Annotated in this window: 14 protein-coding genes; 6 read left to right on the top strand and 8 right to left on the bottom strand. The window is 51.5% G+C overall.

Annotation, left to right across the window (positions count from 1 at the left end; genetic code table 11):
* The first annotated feature begins 65 nt into the window (after positions 1-65).
* From ACXYMU_RS13850 to ACXYMU_RS13840, 3 genes are all read left to right on the top strand, one after another.
* Positions 66-5018 carry an Ig-like domain-containing protein gene (locus tag ACXYMU_RS13850; protein ID WP_458987131.1) on the top strand — a complete coding sequence of 1651 codons (4953 nt, stop codon included), beginning with the start codon at positions 66-68 and terminating at the stop codon, positions 5016-5018.
* 135 nt (positions 5019-5153) lie between these two features.
* Positions 5154-6101 carry an NAD(P)-dependent alcohol dehydrogenase gene (locus ACXYMU_RS13845; RefSeq protein WP_458986998.1) on the top strand — a complete coding sequence of 316 codons (948 nt, stop codon included), beginning with the start codon at positions 5154-5156 and terminating at the stop codon, positions 6099-6101.
* A 332-nt stretch (positions 6102-6433) separates the two neighbouring features.
* Positions 6434-6748 (top strand): transposase, encoded by a 315-nt coding sequence (locus tag ACXYMU_RS13840; RefSeq protein WP_458986997.1) that lies wholly within the window; start codon positions 6434-6436, stop codon positions 6746-6748.
* 104 nt (positions 6749-6852) lie between these two features.
* Here ACXYMU_RS13840 and ACXYMU_RS13835 read toward each other — a convergent pair whose 3' ends face one another.
* A complete protein-coding gene (locus ACXYMU_RS13835; RefSeq protein ID WP_458986996.1) occupies positions 6853-7449 on the bottom strand; it encodes a DsbA family oxidoreductase in 597 nt (198 codons plus the stop codon).
* Positions 7450-7571: 122 nt separating this feature from the next.
* Here ACXYMU_RS13835 and ACXYMU_RS13830 point away from each other — a divergent pair, with 122 nt between their 5' ends.
* Positions 7572-8747: a serine hydrolase domain-containing protein gene (locus ACXYMU_RS13830; RefSeq protein ID WP_458986995.1), complete on the top strand. Its 1176-nt coding sequence runs from the start codon at positions 7572-7574 to the stop codon at positions 8745-8747.
* A gap of 34 nt (positions 8748-8781) precedes the next feature.
* Positions 8782-9942, top strand: coding sequence for an MFS transporter (locus ACXYMU_RS13825; protein WP_458986994.1), 1161 nt, complete (start codon positions 8782-8784; stop codon positions 9940-9942).
* A 484-nt stretch (positions 9943-10426) separates the two neighbouring features.
* Here the strand turns inward: ACXYMU_RS13825 and ACXYMU_RS13820 are convergent, their stop codons facing one another.
* The 7 genes from ACXYMU_RS13820 to rpsF all read right to left on the bottom strand — a co-directional run bounded on the left by ACXYMU_RS13820 (position 10427) and on the right by rpsF (position 18746).
* The gene (locus tag ACXYMU_RS13820) at positions 10427-13702 is read right to left on the bottom strand and encodes an amidohydrolase family protein (protein ID WP_458987130.1); all 3276 of its coding nucleotides are present in this window, start codon (positions 13700-13702) and stop codon (positions 10427-10429) included.
* Positions 13703-13941: 239 nt separating this feature from the next.
* Positions 13942-16005: a thioredoxin domain-containing protein gene (locus ACXYMU_RS13815; protein WP_458986993.1), complete on the bottom strand. Its 2064-nt coding sequence runs from the start codon at positions 16003-16005 to the stop codon at positions 13942-13944.
* An 83-nt stretch (positions 16006-16088) separates the two neighbouring features.
* Entirely contained in the window at positions 16089-16442 is a 354-nt protein-coding gene (locus tag ACXYMU_RS13810; RefSeq protein ID WP_458986992.1) for a hypothetical protein, read from the bottom strand.
* Between the two features lie 72 nt (positions 16443-16514).
* Positions 16515-17492 carry a GSCFA domain-containing protein gene (locus ACXYMU_RS13805; protein ID WP_458986991.1) on the bottom strand — a complete coding sequence of 326 codons (978 nt, stop codon included), beginning with the start codon at positions 17490-17492 and terminating at the stop codon, positions 16515-16517.
* A 178-nt stretch (positions 17493-17670) separates the two neighbouring features.
* Positions 17671-18114 (bottom strand): 50S ribosomal protein L9, encoded by a 444-nt coding sequence (rplI, locus tag ACXYMU_RS13800; RefSeq protein WP_458986990.1) that lies wholly within the window; start codon positions 18112-18114, stop codon positions 17671-17673.
* Between the two features lie 12 nt (positions 18115-18126).
* Positions 18127-18378 carry a 30S ribosomal protein S18 gene (gene rpsR / locus ACXYMU_RS13795; protein WP_161889224.1) on the bottom strand — a complete coding sequence of 84 codons (252 nt, stop codon included), beginning with the start codon at positions 18376-18378 and terminating at the stop codon, positions 18127-18129.
* Positions 18378-18746 carry a 30S ribosomal protein S6 gene (gene rpsF / locus ACXYMU_RS13790; RefSeq protein ID WP_458986989.1) on the bottom strand — a complete coding sequence of 123 codons (369 nt, stop codon included), beginning with the start codon at positions 18744-18746 and terminating at the stop codon, positions 18378-18380. The genes rpsR and rpsF overlap by 1 nt, the downstream gene beginning before the upstream one ends.
* A gap of 556 nt (positions 18747-19302) precedes the next feature.
* Here rpsF and ACXYMU_RS13785 point away from each other — a divergent pair.
* A complete protein-coding gene (locus ACXYMU_RS13785; RefSeq protein WP_458986988.1) occupies positions 19303-20640 on the top strand; it encodes a c-type cytochrome in 1338 nt (445 codons plus the stop codon).
* Positions 20641-20675: the final 35 nt, after the last annotated feature.

Raw genomic sequence — 20675 nt, 5'->3', positions numbered from 1 at the left:
CTACAACGCTTACGGCCCAAAATGTCTCAGGTAATTCTTATGTCTGGCTTTTAAATGGAAGCCCCTTGGCGACACAGCCAAACAGCAACACCTTAGTTGTAAACCAAGCAGGCAGTTACAGCGTGCAGGTAACAAATGATGGTTGTAGCGCTACGTCGGCTGCCACCACTGTTAGTGCAACTCCACTGCCCACTGCTGCCATTACATCACCAGCGTCCGGCACACAAATCTGTGCCGGACAGTCTGTAACGCTTAATGCGCAAACCGGAACGGGCTATACCTATGCTTGGACTAGAAATGGTACAACCATTCCGAATGAAACTAGTGCTACCTTATCAGTAGTGCAAGGCGGCGATTACCGTGTATTGGTAACAGCAAACGGTTGTTCCGCTACTTCTGAACTAGTTAATATCATCGTAAATCATACCCCTAATGCCACCATTACAGCAGAGGGGCCGTTGCAGTTCTGTTTGGGCGGCTATGTGCGGCTCCGGGCACCCAATGCACCAGGCGGAGAAGTTTACTCTTATGAGTGGTTCCGGGGTGACGTTTTAGTATCTACTGACCCCACTGCTCCCTTCTATGATGCGCTGCTGTCAGGAAGCTATACCGTAAAAATCACAACTGACAACGGCTGTACCAATACCTCAGCTGAACGTGTTGTGTCTGTTGGCTCTCCTACTGAGGCCGCCATCAGTTATGCCGGTGATACTGAGTTTTGCCAGGGCGGTCTTGTCTCACTGCGTGCCAACGAAGCACCACAGAGCCAGACTTATACTTATGAGTGGTTTAAGAATAATGTTTCGTTAGGCTTTACAGGAAGAATTTATGAGGCCAAGGAGAGTGGTAGTTATCATGTAGTAGTAACCAGCAGTGGCTGCACCAAACCTTCGGATGAAGTGGTGGTAACCGTTTATCCGAAGCCTTCTGCTACTGTGAGCAGCCCGCAACCTGCCCAGTGCATAGGAAGTGGCAATACAACCACATTTACAGTAAACGCTACCTACACAGGTACCTCAGCTGTATGGGCCTCTAGTAATCCAAATTTTGTAATCCAAAATCCGGTTTATGACAATGGTGTGGCATCTGCTACGGTAATAGCCACAGGTACCGGAGACGCTGTTATAAGCCTTACTGCCAGCCGAACAGAAACTGCTTGTACGAGCGGTGTCGGAACTGTTGGCTTAACGGTGCGGTCGCTCCCAGTAACCACTGTGTCAGCCTCCGGCAGCACTACTTTCTGCCAGGGCCAAAGTGTTACGCTAAGTGTACCATCCGCGCCAGGGGCATCTTATGAGTGGTTTATGGAGGGTAACCCCAACCCTGTAGGTTTTGCCAACAGCTATTCGGCCAGTGTGCAAGGTGTGTATAGCGTAAAGGTGACTGATAACGGCTGCGTAGCAACCTCCAGTCCAACTACGGTAACCGTTAATGCATTACCGACAGCTTCTATCACCCCTTCGGGTCCGGCTGCCATATGCGAAGGCGGTTCCGTAACCTTAACAGCAAACACAGACACAGGCACTAGTTTCATCTGGTTCCGAAACGGCAGCGAGCAGGTAGGAACAGGACCAACATTTAGTGCTACAGCTGCAGGTAGCTATACCGTGCAGGCTACCAATGCCAACGGTTGTAACCAAACCTCTGCCCCGACGGTAGTGAACGTAAACACGGCCCCATCAGCAACCGTCACCATAATTGGCAGCACGAACTTGTGCCAAGGCCAAACAGCGACACTACAGGCACCTGCGGCGCCATCAGGCAAAACGTACACCTACCAATGGTTTAATGGCAGTACGTTGATACCAGCCGAGAACGGCGGCACCAACACGTCTTATACTGCCGGAGCAGCGGGAAGCTACGCTGTGCGGGTTACGGATGTAAGCACCACGCTGAACTGTAATACCACAACAACACCTCCTGTCGTGATTCAAGTAATACCTGTGCCGGGAATGCCGGGTGTTGCACAGAACGGACAGAACGAGAGATGTGGTACTGGAACTGTGACACTTACTTCGACACTTGGTACCGATGGAACTGTAAACCGATGGTATGATACTAATACTTCGACTGCAATTCTTAGTCAGTCGCTGACCTTTACAACGCCAAGCTTATCAGCATCCCGCGACTATTTTGTGTCCACTTATAATGCAACCACTGGATGCGAGAGCACTAGAGTGATGGTGCCTGCCGTAATTAAGATTACACCAACCCTGGCCATTACCTCACCAGTGGCATCTACTTTTTGTGCTTCTGATGCGGCGCAGGATCTCACGGCTACCCCTACGGGTGGTACCTTCCGCATCTTGCAGGGCACTACCGTACGGGATGGAAATGCGACTTCATTCAACCCAGCTGCACTAGGTGCAGGTTCTTATACTGTTGAATACAGCTATACCGCACCAAACGGATGTTCGAACACTACGACAAAAAATGTGACGGTGAACCCGGGCTTAACGGCACCAACCACGAACCTAGTAGCTGGAAGGACTTATTATACCGGAGCACGCTATAACGGACAGTATTATCTGGTGCTGACAGGTACAGCGGCCCCAGCAGGAGGAACGGCTGTATTCTCTGGGCCTGGTGTAACAAAAGTGGGCAACGAGTTCAGGTTTACAGCTTGTAACGCTTTACAAACTGGCCAAACGGAGGCCCCTGTGAATATCGTGTATACTATAACTAATAGTTCAGGCTGTACCAGTTCCACAACCACTGCCATCAATGTGAAGCGGTCAACTTTCACATTGGTGCTGCAGGCTACGCCATTCCCAGTATGTAAGAGTGTTAATACCTCCTATGTAGCTAGAGTACTACGAGATGCTGTTGTGAATTTACCGAGTACCGCTGATGTGAGAACTCAGCCAATAAATGTGGTCTCTTTTGAGGAAGATGTATCTGCACTCTTCAATATTGAAGCAGGTATTGGATCAGGTGTAAATAACCCGTCTAATTACAATAAGGGTGCAACCTTTAGCAATTCCAGTCTTTCATCGGAGGAATTCTATTTGGCAAGAGCAACACCAACAGGTACTTTCTCCTCCTGTGCCAGTGTGTCCCAACTCTTGTCGAACAAGATTTACCTGGGTACTCCAGAAATTAGTATTACAAGGTCAGTTCCTGGTTCTATATGCCCGGGTACTTCAGTAACATTTACTGCTTCTACCACAAGCTCTAACCCAGGTACTATACTCTACCAGTGGACAGTGAATGGAACAGCAGTACCAAACGCTACTACGAGTACATTCACATCCTCTACCTTACAAAACGGTGATGTGGTAGCAGTAGAATATAATGTAGTGAACGGTGGCTGTGCAAACCGCATCGCGAACAACACCTTTACCATGGTGGTCGTAACGCCGCAAACCGTAACGGGTGGCAGTTACTGTGCCGGTACCTCAGGCTTCCCTATCAGCATGGGTGGCTCGCAGGTCGGAGTGAATTACCAATTGGTGAGGATCGATAATGGCAGCCCGGTTAATGTGGGTACTGCTTTGGCAGGTAATGGCAGTGCTCTAACCTTCAGCAATCAGCCAGCAGGCACCTACTCGGTGGTGCCGGTATCAGCGAATGGGGCATGTGGCAAGTTTAATGATGTGGTTGTAACCGAAACACCTCTACCCACATTGTTTACAGTGTCAGGCGGTGGCCGCTACTGTGCAGGTGGTGCAGGTGTGCCGGTGCTGGTGAGTGGATCGCAGCCAGGTATCACCTACAGGCTGATGAATGGAACAACGGAAATAGCTGCTGTCACACGCACAACAGCCGAAGCATTCTCCTTTAGTAATGTAATGGCTCCTGGCACATACACAGTGATTGCCTCGACAACCGCGAACCAGCCTGCCACTGCGGCATGTACCCAACAGATGACTGGAAGTGCAACCATTGTGGTGGACTCCCTGCCTGGCTTAGCCAGCGCACAGAACGTGGAGCGCTGTGCCAGTGGAGATGTTATACTAAGCGCAACCGGAGCACCGGCTAATGGCAGCTATAACTGGTACTCCGCACCATCTGGTGGCCAGCTACTTGCTACTGGACCAAGCACTTATACGGCGCAAAACATCAGCACCACCACTTCTTACTATGTAGTGGCAGTAAGTGAATTCGGTTGCGAGAGTGCTACCCGCACGAAGGTAGACGCTATTGTGAGAGAGAGGGCCGTACCAATAGGTGATATTTATGTCAATGGTCAGCCTATAACGAGCAACACGAGACTAGAAGCTGACAAGTCGGCTACCTTTACGGTGGCGGCCACGAATGTAACCAGTGCTGATGTTACGCTTTATGAGTGGAAGTTAACCACAACTTCGGGTGGCACGAAAGTGATAGGAGGTAATTCCCCATCCGTAACGTTTAATGTGCCGAAAGACTATACCGAACTGACGGTGCTTATGACACTCTCAGAAAGCAGTTGCTTTACCGCCAATTCACTCTCTTTGATCGCCGGCCCAGTGCAGACGTTCCCAGTCGAGATCATCTACCTGAACGCTACCAAGCAAGGCAACCAGGTAGTGCTGGAGTGGGCAACCGCGTCGGAGCAGGACAATGCAGGCTTTGAGGTGCAGGTGTCGGAAGATGGCCAGACGTACAGAAAGCTAGCCTTCATCCCGACTAAAAACGGAAATGCCAGCACCAAGCAACTGTATACCTACACTGATAAGGAGAGTGGGAAGTTCGGTACCCGCTACTACCGCCTGAAGCAAATAGATGCCAGCGGCAGCTTCGAGTACTTTGGGCCGAAAGTGGTGCAGTTCGGACAAGTAGCCAGCCGTGTGATTGCCTACCCGAACCCTTTCCAAAGCGAAGTAACGCTGGATATTGCAGCAGAAGAAGCCGGGGAGGTGGTACTACTGATGACAGATGCCGTGGGCAAGCAACTGCTCAAACGCACTATCTCTGTGAAGAAGGGCTTTACGACGGAGAAGCTGAAGCTCGATAACACGCTGCCGGTTGGCCTATACATCATCCGGGCGCAGGTGGGCAATACTACCCAGTACATCAAACTGTTAAAAGAATAACGCATACAAGTAACAAATAGGGTTTAAAGCTGAAAGAGCCGGGTATTTTATCCGGCTCTTTTGCTTTGTATGAATCATATATCACCTGAAAGCACCGTTGCCCGTAAAGCATATTTGAACTGAAAAGTACAACTGATGAAAGCAATATACTATGAAAGCTATGGCGGTGCCGAGGTGCTGCAGTTTGGTGAACAGCCATCCCCGGAAGCGAGCGAAAATCAACTGTTGGTGCGGGTGCATGCCACTAGCGTGAACCCCATCGACTGGAAAATCCGGTCAGGGCACCTGCTGCCTGTAGCGGGGCTCAGCTTTCCTAAAATTCCGGGGCGCGATGTGGCTGGCGTAGTAGCGGCTGTAGGAGCCAACGTTACTGCCTTTAAGCCCGGCGACAAAGTGTTTGGGATGGTAGAGCACGACATGGGCGGCGCAGCAGCAGAATTTGCCGTGATGGCTGCCGATATGGCCGTGCCTATTCCCGACAACCTGACTTACCTGGAGGCTGCCGCAGTTCCTTTAACCGCACTCACGGCCTTGCAAGCCCTCCGCGATAAAGGCGAACTGGCAGCAGGGGAGAAGGTGCTCATCAACGGGGCATCCAGTGGCGTTGGTACTTTTGCTGTGCAAATAGCCAAAGCCTTAGGTGCAAGCGTGGTAACCGGTGTTTGCGGCCCCGACCATATGGAGCTTGTCAGGAGCTTAGGGGCGGACCACGTGATTGACCATACCCAGGAAGACTTTACAATTGAGCATAACTGTTATGATGTAGTGTTTGACGCTGTGGCGAAAAGCACATACCTCCAAAGCAAGAACAGCCTGTGCGCCAATGGCCGGTACGTTACCACGGTACCCAATCCCAAAGACCTTACCCTAGGGTTAGCCATGTCGGTTTTCTCAGATAAAAAACTCAAGGTGATGATGACGGATGACAAAGGGGATGACCTGCGCCTGATCAGCGGCTGGCTTGAAGCGGGCATCATCAGACCAGTTATCGATAGGGAGTACCCGCTTGAGCAGATAGCCGAAGCCCACGAGTACAGCGAAGCAGGCCACGCCGCCGGTAAGATTGTATTGGTGGTAGACTGAAGTTCTTTAAAAATGGCGCAAGCCTTCATGATAGCGCGAGCCTCCAGGCTCGTGCTGTTTATTTTAAGGCATCCGGCCTTGATATCAATCCTTCTGCTATATCCTTCGAATACGAGACACGGGCCTGGAGGCTCGCGCTATTAGCGAAACACAATCAACAAAGCTGTCAGAGAAATACAAAATGTATCCGGGAGGCTTGTTTTTCGTGACATGGAGTGTCGTAGGGGGAGTTGACGCTTTTACGAGAAGTTTGTATGCGGAAGAGCTTATCAGCAACCTGAATTACTAAATAGAGCACTAACAAGGATTTGCAAGTATATAGCTTTTGCCTGATGCCCAGTCATCTGCATATGATTTGTACCGCAACGGAGCCTACTAACCTAAGCCATTTGCTCCGCGACTTCAAGAGTTATACTGCCCAAAAAATCATTCAGTTGATCGAGAATAACCCGCAGGAAAGCAGAAAAGAATGGATGGTATATCTCTTCAAATATTATGCAAAAGGGAGTAGCTATAACAGTGTTTTCCAGTTCTGGCAGCAGCACAACCATCCGACTGACTTAACAAGTGCTGAAATGATACAGCAGACACAAGATTACCTTCATGCCAATCCGGTAGAGGCACGGCTGGTCACTGAAGCACAGTAGTATGTACGCAGCAGCCAGCGCCCATTGGGAATGTAACGTTAAGCTACAGGAAATTTAATAGTATTAGGTGCTGAGCAATATTGATAAACCAAATTCTCTGGTAACTACCCTATACCCAGTAAGATTAGCCGGCGCAGGTCTTCTTCCCGCAGAAGTCCGCGTACAATCTGGTTGCCAATCTCAAAGGTAGGCACCGCGGTGACCTTGGCTTCTTCGTAGGCGTGCTTCAACGCTTGCTGGTGTGCCTCACGGTAGGTGCGTTTTTCCAGTGCTTCTTTAAATGCCTTTTGGTCCAGGCCAAGTTCTCCTGCCAGCTTTGTGAGCACCTCAACATCCCCCAGGTCCTGCTCCTCCTGGAAGAAAGCTGTGAACATGCGGTGGGTATAGGCTTCGCCTTTGCCATGCTCTTTCGCAAATTGGTAGCCCTCAAACGCCAGGTGGGTATGGGGTTGCGGCGACACCTTCGGCAGCACCATCTCTGTGTCCAGTTGCGCAGCCATGGGGTATACCGAATTCTGCCATGTGGTCTGCAGGTAATCTTCTTCGGGTTTGAGCGTGGGGGTAGGCGCAGGCCGCAGCTCGAAAGGCATCCACTCTATTGCCACTTTATCTTCCAGGCCCTTCACTGCCCTTTCTAACACTACCTCTCCCAGGTAGCAGTAGGGGCACACAAAATCAGAATACACTTTTATTTGCAGCATAAGCTTCCATAGTTGGGTCAAGTGTTATTTACCAGCTTCAGTGTAAAATGTTTTCTCTTTGTTGGCACAACAACAAATATCTGGGAATCTTATTAAATTGAACTTCCAAAGAAAACGACTGCATGATCCGGAATATATTTTTTGTGCTTGCTCTTGCCTTAAACATCGCTGCCTGCCAGCAACCGCAGCAAGCAAACCACACCACCCAACAAGCAACAACCTCTATTGTCTACTACCCCGGGGAGGGTGACGACTGGGAACGCCGTAACCCCGAGGAACTTGGCCTGGACCCCGTTAAGCTTCAGGAGGCCGTAGCCTATGCCAAAACACAGGAAACGACGCAGGTTGAAAAGGACTTCTCGACGCAGGAGGAGATTTTCGGGAAGATGCTGGGGCCGTTGCCTGCTGAGCGTGCCGCTACCAACGGCATCATCCTGAAGGACGGCTATATTGTGGCCGAGTGGGGCGAAACTGAACAGCCAGACCCTACTTACAGCGTTGCCAAGAGCTTTTTGTCTACTATTCTGGGCCTCACCATCGATAGGGGGATGATTGAGAACATCAAAGACCCGGTAGCGAAATATGTCAGGGATGGGGGGTATGATTCGGAGCAAAACAAGCAGATAACCTGGGAGCACCATGCCCGCCAAACCACGGAGTGGGAAGGAGAATTATGGGGCAAGAAGCACGATTTTGTGGGGAAAGAGGAGTATGGCAAAGGCGAGCGCAAGCCTCGTGCCCTGCAGCAACCAGGCACTTACTACGAGTATAACGATACCCGCATCAACCGCTTTGCCCTGTCGCTGCTGCGCCTTTGGGAGAGGCCATTGGCGGAGGTGTTGGAGGATGAGATCATGGACCCGATCGGGGCGTCTGATACCTGGCGCTGGGTACCCTATCCTAACGCAAAGGTGATGATCAATGGGGAGGAAATGCCGTCGGTGAGCGGTGGTACGCGCTGGGGCGGTGGCCTCTGGATCAGCGCCCGCGACGAAGCCCGTTTCGGCTATTTATACTTGCGCAACGGCCGTTGGAAGGACAAGCAGTTACTTTCCGAAACCTGGGTAACGGAAGCTACCACCCAGCGTGGCCCTGTTGGCCCGGACTACGGCTACTTGTGGTGGCTGAACACCGAAGGAAAAGCCTGGCCGAGTGCCCCAACCAGCAGTTACGCAGCCCTGGGTGCCGGCCAAAATACGGTATGGGTAGACCCAGAGCACGACATCGTGATCGTATGGCGCTGGCACAACGGCAACCAGGACGAACTGTTCAAGCGCGTGCTGGAAGCCGTGAAATAGCCTTGCCATTATTTCATTAATTGGATAAACATATATGATAACATCCGCTACATCGCTACAGCAAACGAGGCTCGTGCACCGGGTGGCGGTAGGCTGCTTCTATTTTTTGCAGGGGCTGAGCTTTGCCAGCTGGGGCTCCCGCATTCCGGCCATTCAGCAAAAGATGGGTTTGTCGGAAGCGGCATTGGGAGGGGTGTTGCTTGCCTTGCCGGTGGGGCTGTTGCTGTCGTTGCCCCTGGCGGGTTGGGTCATTGCGAAAGTTGGTAGCCGCCGAGTCGTGATTTTCTCAGCCATCCTTTACAGTGCTGTGTTAGTGGCAGTGGGCTACTCCGAAAACACCCTGCAACTGGTGCTGGCGCTTTTTGTCTTCGGCTTCGCCGGTAACATGATGAATATTTCGGTGAACACGCAGGGCGTAGGGGTGGAAGAACTGTACCAGAAATCCATCATGGCCTCGTTTCATGGGATGTGGAGCCTGGCAGGGTTCACGGGTGCCGCGATTGGCACACTGATGATCGGAAAAGGCATCGCCCCGTTTCAGCATTTCCTGCTGATCATGCTGCTGTCTTTCATAGCTATTGCCATCGCTTCCCGGTATGTGCTGCGCACCGATGCGAACACAGATGCCGATAGACCTATTTTTGTGATGCCGGATAAGTCTTTGATTGACCTTGGGGTTATCTGCTTCTTCGCGATGATCTGTGAAGGCGCGATGTTTGACTGGAGCGGGGTATACTTTAAGAAAGTGATTGGAGCCGAGAGCGCCTGGGTTGGGGCTGGTTATACGGCCTTTATGTGCACCATGGCAGGTACCCGCTTTATCGCCGACTGGTTTACGGTGCGTTTTGGTCTGAAGCGTATTTTGCAGGCCAGCGGACTGCTTACCGCGCTGGGCTTATTGGTAGCCGTGCTGTTGCCGCACCTTTATACTGCCATTTTGGGCTTTCTATTGGTTGGCGCGGGTGTGTCGTCGGTTGTGCCGCTGGTGTACAGTGCTGCCGGAAAGTCTAAGGTCATGTCGCCGGGCGTGGCGTTGGCAGCAGTTTCGACTATCGGCTTCTTCGGTTTCCTGATTGGTCCGCCGCTCATCGGTTTTGTGGCAGGTGCCACGAGCCTGCGTGTTTCCTTCACCATCATCGCAGCCATGGGACTGAGTGTGGCGTTGGTGGCTACTAGATCAAAGTCGATTGTCTGAGTCACGATACAGCAGGGCTGTTGGAGGAAATATACCTACGCTTGTGCTTTCTGCTGCTTTCAGCACCCACCCCTGTCCTATTAGGAATGGAGTTTTATTTAAGGCACATGCCCTCTAATATGTAACAGGCCTATTTGGCCTTCCGGGCCAGTTGAGTCGGAGACTCAACCTTATTTGTAAGTCACGAATCTGGAGATTCGCGCCAGAAATAATAAAACGAAACGATCCTGATCCGAAGAAGGTAAACTTGCAGTCTCTCGCGTCCCGTGAGTGTCAGGTATACTTGGGCCTCCGGCCCAGCCATTTACAAGCTTGGCGTCATTGTCAGACATAATCTTGAAACCTGCGCCAGTAAAATATAGCGTATGAAGTCGTCCTGATCCACAAAGAGGGAGGGTGCGTAATTCCATCAGTTGTACTATGGCTTAAAACAGCAGCGCCACCTCATTTGGGGTGGCGCTGCTGTTTGCTATAAGATTTATACCTACTGGCGGCAGGTACAATGTTCGCCGGCAATGCCTTCGAAGCGGGTATCGGCCCCTTCATGCCAGTCGAAGGCGGTGGCGTACTTGTTGTTCTCCCACCAGAATTTGCCCGGCTTGCTGTCGTAGTTCCCGGTTTCAGCCATGGTCGCGGCATCATACAGACGGCCATTCACCATCGTGTACTTCACCTGCTCCGAGTTCTGGATATTCTCCAGCGGGTTGGCATCCAGCACGATCAGGTCGGCCAGCTTGCCGGTTTCCAGTGAGCCAATCTCCTTGCTCATACCCAGGTACGAAGCGCCGTTCAGGGTAGCAGCACGAAGTGCTTCATGGTTGGTCATGCCGCCTTGCTGCAGCATCCAGAGCTCCCAATGGGCACCCAAACCCTGTAACTGACCATGCGCGCCCAGGTTCACTTTCACGCCATGGTCCGTCAGTGCCTTGCAAGCTTCCGAGGTCTTAAAGTATCCGTTCTTGTATTCCTCATCCGGCACCTGCGTCACGAAACGGGCGCGGCCGTCGATCACGGAGCGCGGCGTGAATTTCAGCAGCCGCTCTTTCTCCCATACCTTGGTATTCTGGTACCAGTAGTACTCGCCGTTGGTCGCACCGTAATTCACAATCAGGGTAGGGGTATAACCAGAGTCAGAGGCTTTCCATACCTCCAGCACGTCCTTGTAAAGCGGGGCCACCGGAATGTTGTGTTCGATGCCGGTATGGCCGTCCAGGACCATGGTCATGTTATGGAAGAAAGTGGAACCGCCCTCCGGGTACACGCTCATGTCGAGTTCGCGGGCTGCCTGAATCACCTGTTGGCGCTGCTCGCGGCGTGGCTGGTTGTAGCTCTTCACCGAGAAGCCGCCCACGGCCTTCAGGCGGCGCAGGTGCGAGCGAGCATCATCAATGCTATTGATCACGGCCTTAAAATTGCCGTCGGCGCCATACAGGATGGTACCGGTCGAGTAGATGCGCGGCCCGATCATGGCACCCGACTTCACCGCCTCCGACTGGCTGAAAACCATCTCGGTGGTAGAAGAAGGGTCGTGGGTTGTGGTTACGCCATAAGCCAGGTTGGCATAGTAAGACCACTGCTTCTGCGGGCTCATACCCAACCGGAAAGTACCAAGGTGGGCGTGCACGTCCACGATGCCTGGCATAATGGTTTTGCCGTTTGCATCGATCACCTTGGCGTCTTTCGGCACATTTACATCTTTGCCAACTGCCACAATGCGGTTTCCGTCCACCACAATCGTTCCGCCTTCAATCACCTCATCCCCCTTCATCGTGATGATGCGGGCATTGGTGAAAGCTACTTTCCCTTGCGGAATGTCGGTGTCTAGCATCAAACCGATCTTCATACCGGTGGTGTCGATGGCCGGGAGGGTATCCGGAGCGCCCGGCACAAAGGCAAAGCGGTCTTTCAGGTCGTTGGAGAAGTACTCATCGCCCAGCACCCAGTTTACCTTCTTGCTGTCGGCTGACCAGTGAATGCTGGTACCAGCGTCGCGGGTAAAGCGGGCAACAGGCATTGCCTTGCTATCAGCACTCAACTCAAGCCCGTTTCCATTGGTAGAGAATGGTGTTACGTAGCCGTTAAATAGCTCTACAAAGCCAATCCACTTGTTGTCAGGGCTTGGGTAAAACTGGTCGGTATACTTAGAGGTATAATGCGTCTGCACCTCCTTGCCGTTCAGGTCTACGCTCTTGAAAGCGTACTTGTCTCCCTCGCGGGCAGTGAAGAAGATACGGTCAGAAGCGGCATTGAACTGCGGTGCACTACCGTGTTCCTGCACCAACGTGGCTTTACCACCCGTAGCGGGCATATAATAAATGCCTTTTTCCTTGCTGTGCACATAGCCCTGGTGGCTGTTGCCGCCTTCGCGGGTATACACAATGTACTTCCCGTTGGGCGAGAACATAGGCTCCGTATAAAAGCCTTTCTCTATGGTCAGTTTGGTTGGCTTCGCGTTTTTCTTGCGGAGGTCCAGGGTATAAATGCCGCTGAAGTTCTCATCATTCCAGATGGTATAGACAATGGACTTGCCGTCTGGCGAGAAAGAAGGGTAGAACTCAAAGTCCTGAGACTTGGTGATGCGCTCCGGCTTCCCGTTCGGCAACGCTTTCTTATAGATATGCCCGGCTGCGTTGAACACCAGTGTTTTACCATCAGGGGAGGTAACGGCGTGGCGAATGGCCTTGGCCGCAAACTGCTTTGGGGCAATCCCCGCCTGGCTGTGGTCGTGGCGCACGGCATCCGTGATCTGGTGCGTGGCGGTTGCCTCAAACGGTATGTTGGTTACCTGCTTCGAGGCGATGTCCAGCTTGTTGATCTTGCCGCCTGCCCAGAACACCAGGCTCTTGTTGTCCGGCGTCCAGGAGAAAGAAGGGTATAAACCGAAAATAGCCCAGGCTTCCTGCTGATCGTGGTTCAGGTTGTCATAGACCGGCCATTCCTCGCCAGTCTTCAGGTCATGGATAAAAAGCACCGACTTGGTGCGCACGCGGCGCACGAAGGCCATCAGCTTGCCGTCTCGGGAGATAACTGGTCGAACAGCGCCGCCGTTACCGGTCACTACATTCTCAATCTCCCCGGTGTTGCGGTCCACGCGGCGAATGACATAAATCTGGCCGTTCGGGTCTTTGTTGTACTGGAACGTTGTGCCGCCGCTCATGTCCTCAGAGAAGTAAATATACTTTCCGTCCGGCGAGGCAAAAGGCTCTCCGGCGTCCTGCTGGTCGTTTTTGCGCTTGGTTAGCTGTATGCCGGCTCCGCCTGAGCGGTGGTACATCCACATCTCACCGGCGCCCAGCGAGCGGGTGTTGGTATAATGCTTCCGCGCCACCAGGTACTCCCCATCCGGCGTCCAAACCGCATTGTTCAGCAGCCTGAAGTTTTCGTTGGTGATCTGCTTGGCATCAGAGCCGTCGCGCTTCATCACCCAGATGTTGTCGCCGCCGCCTGCATCCGAAGTGAAGGAAATGTAGTGGCCGTTGGGGCTGAAGCGTGGCTGCACCTCGTAGGCGTGGCCGCTTCTCAGGAGTTTGGCCTTGCCACCCGTAGCCGGCATGCTATAGATATCGCCTAGCATATCGAAGATGATCTCCTTGCCGTCCGGGCTCACGTCCACGCTCATCCAGGTGCCTTCGCTGGTGGTGACGGTAACTTCTTTCTGCGGTCCGTGCTGGGCTTCCACTTTCCACTTTGCTTTTTCATCCTTTTTGTCCTGTGCGTGTGCTGTTCCCAGAGGAAGAGCAAGGGCAGCCGCCAGCAACATACTCAGATAGGTATGTTTCTTCATGTTGGAGTAAGTAGTTAGATTGGTTTTACCAAAGTTAAAGATTTGGCAACAGATATAATAGTGTTTAAACGACACAGAAAAACAGCTCAAAGTTCAGACACGCAAAAAAGCCGCACGGCTGCCGAAGCAGGTGAGGCTGGGGTGAGATTATAAGAAGCGAGCCCTCTTTACGAGGTTTAAGCAAGCGTCTCAAACATCGCAGAGAGCGCAGGGATTTACAACGAAGGGAATTTTGGGTTTTGCTGCATCTCCTGCAATTGCGCTAGGGCAGCGGCCGCATCGTGCACGGGCAATTGGCAGGTTTTGTTATAGCACACATACAGCGTTGTTCTGGCATTGATGGCTACTTTATCCTCCAGTAGTGCCAGTTTGCTTTGCCCGTTTGAGCTACCCAGCAGCAGCATATTGGGGTGGTAGAAGGCGCTGATCTCGTTGCGCATTCTGGCAGCCTGATCTCCTACCAAAGCCACCTCAGCGGTAGGGGTAAGCTTGTGGAAGTATAAGGACGCCCAGTTGCTCAGGTGCGTGGGCTCTTTTACCAACAGGTCTTTTACCTTCGCCAGCATTTCGTTTGAGAGGGAGGTATAGCGCGCGTCATCGAAGTAGAGGCCCAGGAAGTGCAGGTTAGTTGCCATAACCGAGTTGGAGGACGGGGTTACATTGTCCATGATATCCTTTTTGCGGGCAATGAGCTTTTCGGAGCGGCGGTCGGTATAAAAGAAAAGACTCTCTTGCTCGTCCAGGAAATTCTGGAGGGTATACTCCGTCAGACGCCTGGCCTCCAGTAGCCAGTGTTCCTCAAACGTGATCTCATACAAACGGGTGAGGGCACGGATGAGGTAGGCATAATCATCTAAGAAGCCATCAATAGTGGCTTTGCCCCGCTTGTAGTTATGGTACAGCTTATCGCTCTCTTTCAAGTGCTGCAGCAGGAAGGTGGCATTGCGCAGAGCCAGTTGCAAAAAGTGCTCGTTCCCAAACACAAAGTAGGCATCAGCGAGCCCTTTCAGCATCAGCGCGTTCCAGGAGGTGAGGATTTTATCGTCGAGGGCAGGGCGGATACGCGTTGCGCGTACCTCCATTAACTTGCTCTTCCAGTTCTGTACCATGTCTTGCAGCACCTCCAGGTCGAGCTGGTTTTCTTTGGCAAACTCTTCGTCAGAGATGCGGCGGTGCAGGATGTTGCGCCCGTGCTCAAAGTTGCCGGCTGCCGTGGCGTGGTAGTATTTAGAGAACAGCGGTTCTTCGTCGCGCAGGATGGCCTTGAGCTCTTCTTTGGTAAAGGTATAAAACCTGCCTTCCTCACCCTCGCTGTCGGCATCCAGGGAGGAATAAAAGCCGCCTTCCGGGCTCATCAGCTCCCGCTCTACAAAATGCACGGTCTCGTATACCACGTCGTGGTACAGTGTTTCACGTGTAGCCTGGTAAGCCTCGGCATACAGGCTCAGGAGCTGTGCGTTGTCATAGAGCATTTTCTCAAAGTGCGGCACCAGCCATTCGGCATCCACGGAGTAGCGGGCAAAGCCACCGCCAATCTGGTCGTAGATCCCACCATAGGCCATCTCGCGCAGGGTGAGGTTCACCTGGTTCAGGGCTGTCTGGTCGGAGGTATGGTGGTGGTAGCGCAGCAGGAACAGGTAGTTGGTCGGCATCGGAAACTTGGGCGCCTGTCCCATACCTCCCTGCTTCCTGTCGAAATGCGTGCTCAGGTTATACCCCATCAGCTTAAAGTCGTCGTCGCGCACATGATAGTTGCTCTGGGTCAGGCCATACTTCTCCAGTTCGCTGCGGTTCAGGTGGGTGGCAAACTGCTCCGCCGACTTATCCAGATCTGCCCGACTTTTCTGGTAAGCCTCTGCCACGTTTTGCAGCAAGCCCACCCATTGCTTTGGCGGAAAGTATGTGCCGCCGTAAAAAGGCTTCGCGTCAGAGTTCAGGAACACATTGAGCGGCCAGCCACCCTGCAGCCCCATGGCATGCAAAGCGTCCATGTACACGGCATCCACATCCGGGCGTTCCTCCCGGTCTACTTTTATACAGATAAAATGCTCATTCATCACCCTGGCTATCTCCTCCTGCTCAAACGACTGCTGCTCCATCACGTGGCACCAGTGGCAGGCAGCGTAGCCAATGCTCACAAGAATGGGTTTATCCTCCTGCTTTGCTTGCTGCAGTGCTTCCTCCCCCCAGGGGTACCAGTCTACGGGGTTATGGGCGTGCTGTAAAAGGTAAGGGCTGCTTTCGTGGATAAGCCGGTTGATGTGTTTGTTTGCTGCCATAGTGGTAGGGATATTTCTGCAGTGCCTTGTGAAGGCGCTTAAGCAGGTGTATAGGGTACGTTATGAAAATGCGCCAGTCGGTTTTACTCCTTTTTATAGGCCGTGGCTTTCTCTTTCAGTGGCTCAAGGGCGATTTTTCCTGTGGCAATGTGGAAGGAGTATCTTGTGACCGAATCTACTATCTTATCATACCGGGAGTAGTAGCGCAAGCCAGTTGCAGGGTCTTCCATATAACCCGCAACATCGGGAGAGGGCATCGGAGCGGGAGGTTCATCCGGCTTCGCTATAGGCATGCTTGGCTTCTCATAAATGTTATGCGTTGCCACATACGTCTGGAGCTTACCCAGAAAGACGCTCAGTTCTTGGGTTGACGTCTGCGCGTTTGCTGGAAACAGCGCTGCCAGGCAAAGTAGAAGGACGAGGCACAGCTTTTTCATAGGCCATCAGGGTTGCGTGTCTTCTAATATACTGCCAGCCAAAGGCCTAAGTTTTGCACATGTGCTGGCACACTAAAGCAACTGCTCACGTAGCAGCTGCTCTTCTGCGTCTGTCTCAACCTGATACTGCTCCCGTAAACGGGCAAGCTGCCGTAAAGCGCTTTGTAGAAAAGCTTGGTGCGCTGCCGACTTTGGATGAAAAGGACGGTGTGCTACTGACCGCTGTATTTTTTGCCATACCTCCAGGAAATCCCTGAAATCCTGGGTATAATAAGCCGCTACGAACTTCTGCCAGATATAATCCTCCGCCACGGCTGTGGGATGAAGCATATCCTCCTTGTAGAAACGATAATCCCGGAGGTCATCCACCATGATCTCGAAAGCCGGGAAGTAGTGGCAGTTAGCATACTTCTCGATTAGTTGGTGGGACAGCACCCTTAAAGCGGCTTTGCTCGCACTGTTCAGGGTAAGTGTCTCTTTGATGTGCCGCACAGGGCTTACCGTCAGCACCACCTGCAAGGCAGGATTGATTTTATGGAGCAGCGCCAGTGTCTCCTCGAAGGGGGACTGCATTTCCGGCAAACCCAGAAGCACCCGTTCGAAGTTTCGGGCAGGCAGTTTGTGGCAGTTGGCCACCACACTTCCGTTGCTGTGCAGTTTATAGGCTACCGAAGTACCAAGCGTGATAATCAGCAGCGAAGCTTCCTCCAGTTGCCTGCGGGTATGGTTAAGCCTTTCCTCAATCTGACGCAGTAAGTCGTCTTTGCTCGGGGAAGACAGCGAGGAGTGCAGGTCGTAGGCATACCAAATGCCGTTAAGTTCAACGAAATGCTCCTCGAAATTGTAAGGTATACCTGCCGCTGCCTGTAGCAATAAGCAAACAGAAACGGGGTTGAAAATCGTCCCGAACGGATTGACGAGTACATTTGCCTTGTTCTGCCGCAGCTTTCCCCCGATTACCTCGGCAAAGCAGGAGCCAATCGTCAACACCTTGTCTTGCAGGTTTAGTTGTACCTCGGAGGGCGGTACCTGGAGTTCTGTCCGGAACATAGCTTCGTATAACAGATGAAAGTAGTATATGCCTGATAGCGTTTACGAAGGTATAAAAAGCTTGCTTCAAATCATCCGGCGGAAATGATGCTCAGCCAAAAGTAAGCGTGCAGTATAAAATAAAAAAAGCGTCCTGCCTTTGGGGGCAGGACGCTCTCTATAGAGTAATGCGGTGTGCTTAACCAGCAACTACATTAAATGCTACCTGGTGCTTCACTTCTTTGTGCAGGTTGATTGTTGCCGTGTACTCACCGGCAGTCTTCACATCCTGGTCAAAAGAAATACGCTTGCGGTCTACATCATATCCTTTGGCCTTCAGGGCATCAGACAGTTGCAGGGTAGTAACTGATCCGAAGATCTTGCCACTCTCACCCACTTTAGCAGGAATTTCCAGAACAGTGTTGCCGATGCTGTTAGCCAGCTCCTGCGCGTCGTTCTTGATTTTCTCAGCTTTGTGAGCAGCCTGACGGATGTTCTCAGCTACTACTTTCTTGCTTGATTTATCAGCCAAAACAGCCAGTCCCTGCGGGATCAGGTAGTTACGGCCATAACCTGGCTTTACAGTTACGATGTCGTTCTTGTAACCCAGGAATTTTACGTCGTCTTTAAGTATTACTTCCATTGTGTTCCCTCCTTATTTTAAAGAATCCCCAACATAAGGCAAAATCGCAAGGTGTCTTGCTCTGGCTACCGCCTGTGATACTTTGCGCTGGAACTTAAGGCTAGTGCCTGTCAGTCTTCTTGGAAGGATCTTGCCCTGCTCGTTCACAAATTTCAGCAGGAAGTTACCATCCTTATAATCGATATACTTGATACCGCTTTTCTTAAAGCGGCAGTATTTCTGGCGATTGTCTTGCTTGTGTACTCTTTCGTTAACTAAGCTCATTATCCTTTAACCTCCTCTTTTTTAGCTTGTGACTTGAACTCTCCGTTTCTTCTACGCTCGTTGTAAGCCACAGCGTGCTTATCAAGGGCAGTAGTTAAGAAGCGAACAACTTTTTCATCACGGCGATAAGTCAGTTCCAGGGCGTCGATAACAGTACCTGGTGCCTTAAATTCAACGAGGTGATAGAAACCCGTGGATTTCTTCTGGATTGGGTAAGCAAGCTTACGAAGACCCCAGTTCTCTTCGTGAATAATTTCGGCGCCATTTTCCTTAAGCACCTGTCTGAACTTCTCGACCGTTTCTTGCATCTGCGCCTCATTCAGGAGTGGCGTCAGGATGAAGACCGTTTCGTAATTTTTCAATTCCATCGGTTCGATATGTATTTAATTTTAGCCTGCAAAGGTACAGGTTAAAAATTATCAAAGCAACTGTTACGAAATAATTTAGCCAAAGCGACATGGATTGAAGCAATTATAAAAACAACCGCCCCTAAGCGCTGTTTATCAGATGCTTAGCTGTATCAGCTCCCAAGCCAGAGAAATGCTCCTTATATAATAGGCAGGTAAAATGTAAAAACCGAGGCTTGAGGCTTCCTGGCCCTGTTTGGGGTATAGCGGAGGGAAGTGAAGCAGACGGGGAGCCTAGAGCAAAGAAAAATGCTTAGGATGATGCAGTGTGAGAATATGAAAAAAACGATAACGCTAAAAAGGGAATTAGTTGGATGTTATTTATAGAAATTCTAAATAAAACACGGCAGCGAAATCAAAAATATGGAATTAAGCTAGGAGGAGCCATGCAGGTCTTAATGGGCCTTGTAGGGGGAAATAATAAACATATTCTGTTTGATTAATAGATTTCGCATAGTAGATTTGTGGCCGTAATGTAATTTTACCACATACTAAACACATACAAGAGATCTTGGCTATGATTAGCTGTATAGTTAAAACAAAAATCAGAGTTTTCCTTGCCTTCTTGATTGCCTTGGTGGTTTCAGTTGGTGCGTACGCCCAAGGAGCCAGTGAGCAGGCGGAAGTTTCCCAAAAAGGGGTAGTGCCAGGTGCTACTCAAGGAGCCACTGCGGCTGCAAGTACCGGTGGACTACCGGTAGACGATATTGCCATTGTTGATGCAGGGGAATCATTATTCAAAAACAACTGTGCCGTGTGCCACTCTGCTGGTTCCGACGTAATCGTTGGCCCTGGTTTGCAAGGGGTGAATGAGCGTAGAAGCTCGGCTTGGCTGCAGAAATGGATCAAGAACTCTTCTGCCCTGATCGCTTCCGGCGATGCGCAGGCAGTGGCTGTCTACAATGAGTACAACAAGCAGGCCATGCCTTCTTTTGCATTCAGCGACGCGGAGATCACTTCTATCCTGACATACGTGAAGGCTGCTGAGTCTGCCGCTACTGCCGTACCAACGACAGTAGGTGGTGACGAGTCTCAGGTGGCCGGTGAAAATGTTGGAACAGAGGCGATTGGCGCAGTAGGTGGTTACCTGGATATCGTATTGGTGGTGCTGATTGTGGTGCTGATCGTGCTGGTGGTGACGCTGTTGCTGATCTCTTCGCTGCTGAAGAACTACCTGAACACGAACCGCAAGCTGAATCCATATGACGATGAGGTAGTGAACCAGCGTTTTGACTTCGCTAAGATCTATCAGTCCAAAGCTGTCCGCACCTTGGTAGTGCTCATCTTCGTGGTGGTGCTGCTAGATCTGTCGCTTGATAAAGTAATGGGTATCGGTATACAGCAGGGCTACCAGCCAAAGCAGCCGGTCGCTTTCTCGCACAAGCTGCATGCAGGCGAGCACCAGATTAACTGTAACTACTGCCACACCACTGTTTACAAAAGCAAGAGTGCCAGTATCCCTTCGGCTAACATCTGTATGAACTGCCATAGCCAGATCAAGAAAGAATCTCCGGAAATTCAGAAAATATACAAGGCGCTGGAGCGTAACAGGCCGATCGAGTGGGTGCGAATCCACAACCTGCCTGACCTGGCATACTTCAACCACTCGCAGCACACGCAGGTAGGTGGCATCGAGTGCCAGACTTGCCACGGCCCAATCCAGGAAATGGATGTGGTGTACCAGTACTCTCCGCTCACCATGGGCTGGTGTATAGACTGCCACCGCGAAACGCCTCTGAACACAGAGGGTAACGGCTATTACGACAGACTGGTAGAGCTGCACGAAGAGTCTTCTAAAGGTGCTTTCACCGTGTCATCGAATGGTGGTACAGAGTGCTCTAAGTGTCACTATTAATAGATTATTATTTTCGATAAAGATTCGAGTTTTCT

This window comes from Pontibacter sp. CAU 1760 (assembly GCF_054482735.1).
This window is presented reverse-complemented; position numbering and strand designations above follow the sequence as displayed.

Coding starts and splice junctions, on each gene's coding strand:
- ACXYMU_RS13845 (WP_458986998.1), top strand. CDS start 5,154: ATGAAAGCAATATACTATGAAAGCTATGGCGGTGCCGAGGTGCTGCAG.
- ACXYMU_RS13840 (WP_458986997.1), top strand. CDS start 6,434: ATGCCCAGTCATCTGCATATGATTTGTACCGCAACGGAGCCTACTAAC.
- ACXYMU_RS13835 (WP_458986996.1), bottom strand. CDS start 7,449: ATGCTGCAAATAAAAGTGTATTCTGATTTTGTGTGCCCCTACTGCTAC.
- ACXYMU_RS13830 (WP_458986995.1), top strand. CDS start 7,572: ATGATCCGGAATATATTTTTTGTGCTTGCTCTTGCCTTAAACATCGCT.
- ACXYMU_RS13825 (WP_458986994.1), top strand. CDS start 8,782: ATGATAACATCCGCTACATCGCTACAGCAAACGAGGCTCGTGCACCGG.
- ACXYMU_RS13820 (WP_458987130.1), bottom strand. CDS start 13,702: ATGTTGCTGGCGGCTGCCCTTGCTCTTCCTCTGGGAACAGCACACGCA.
- ACXYMU_RS13815 (WP_458986993.1), bottom strand. CDS start 16,005: ATGGCAGCAAACAAACACATCAACCGGCTTATCCACGAAAGCAGCCCT.
- ACXYMU_RS13810 (WP_458986992.1), bottom strand. CDS start 16,442: ATGAAAAAGCTGTGCCTCGTCCTTCTACTTTGCCTGGCAGCGCTGTTT.
- ACXYMU_RS13805 (WP_458986991.1), bottom strand. CDS start 17,492: ATGTTCCGGACAGAACTCCAGGTACCGCCCTCCGAGGTACAACTAAAC.
- rplI (WP_458986990.1), bottom strand. CDS start 18,114: ATGGAAGTAATACTTAAAGACGACGTAAAATTCCTGGGTTACAAGAAC.
- rpsR (WP_161889224.1), bottom strand. CDS start 18,378: ATGAGCTTAGTTAACGAAAGAGTACACAAGCAAGACAATCGCCAGAAA.
- rpsF (WP_458986989.1), bottom strand. CDS start 18,746: ATGGAATTGAAAAATTACGAAACGGTCTTCATCCTGACGCCACTCCTG.
- ACXYMU_RS13785 (WP_458986988.1), top strand. CDS start 19,303: ATGATTAGCTGTATAGTTAAAACAAAAATCAGAGTTTTCCTTGCCTTC.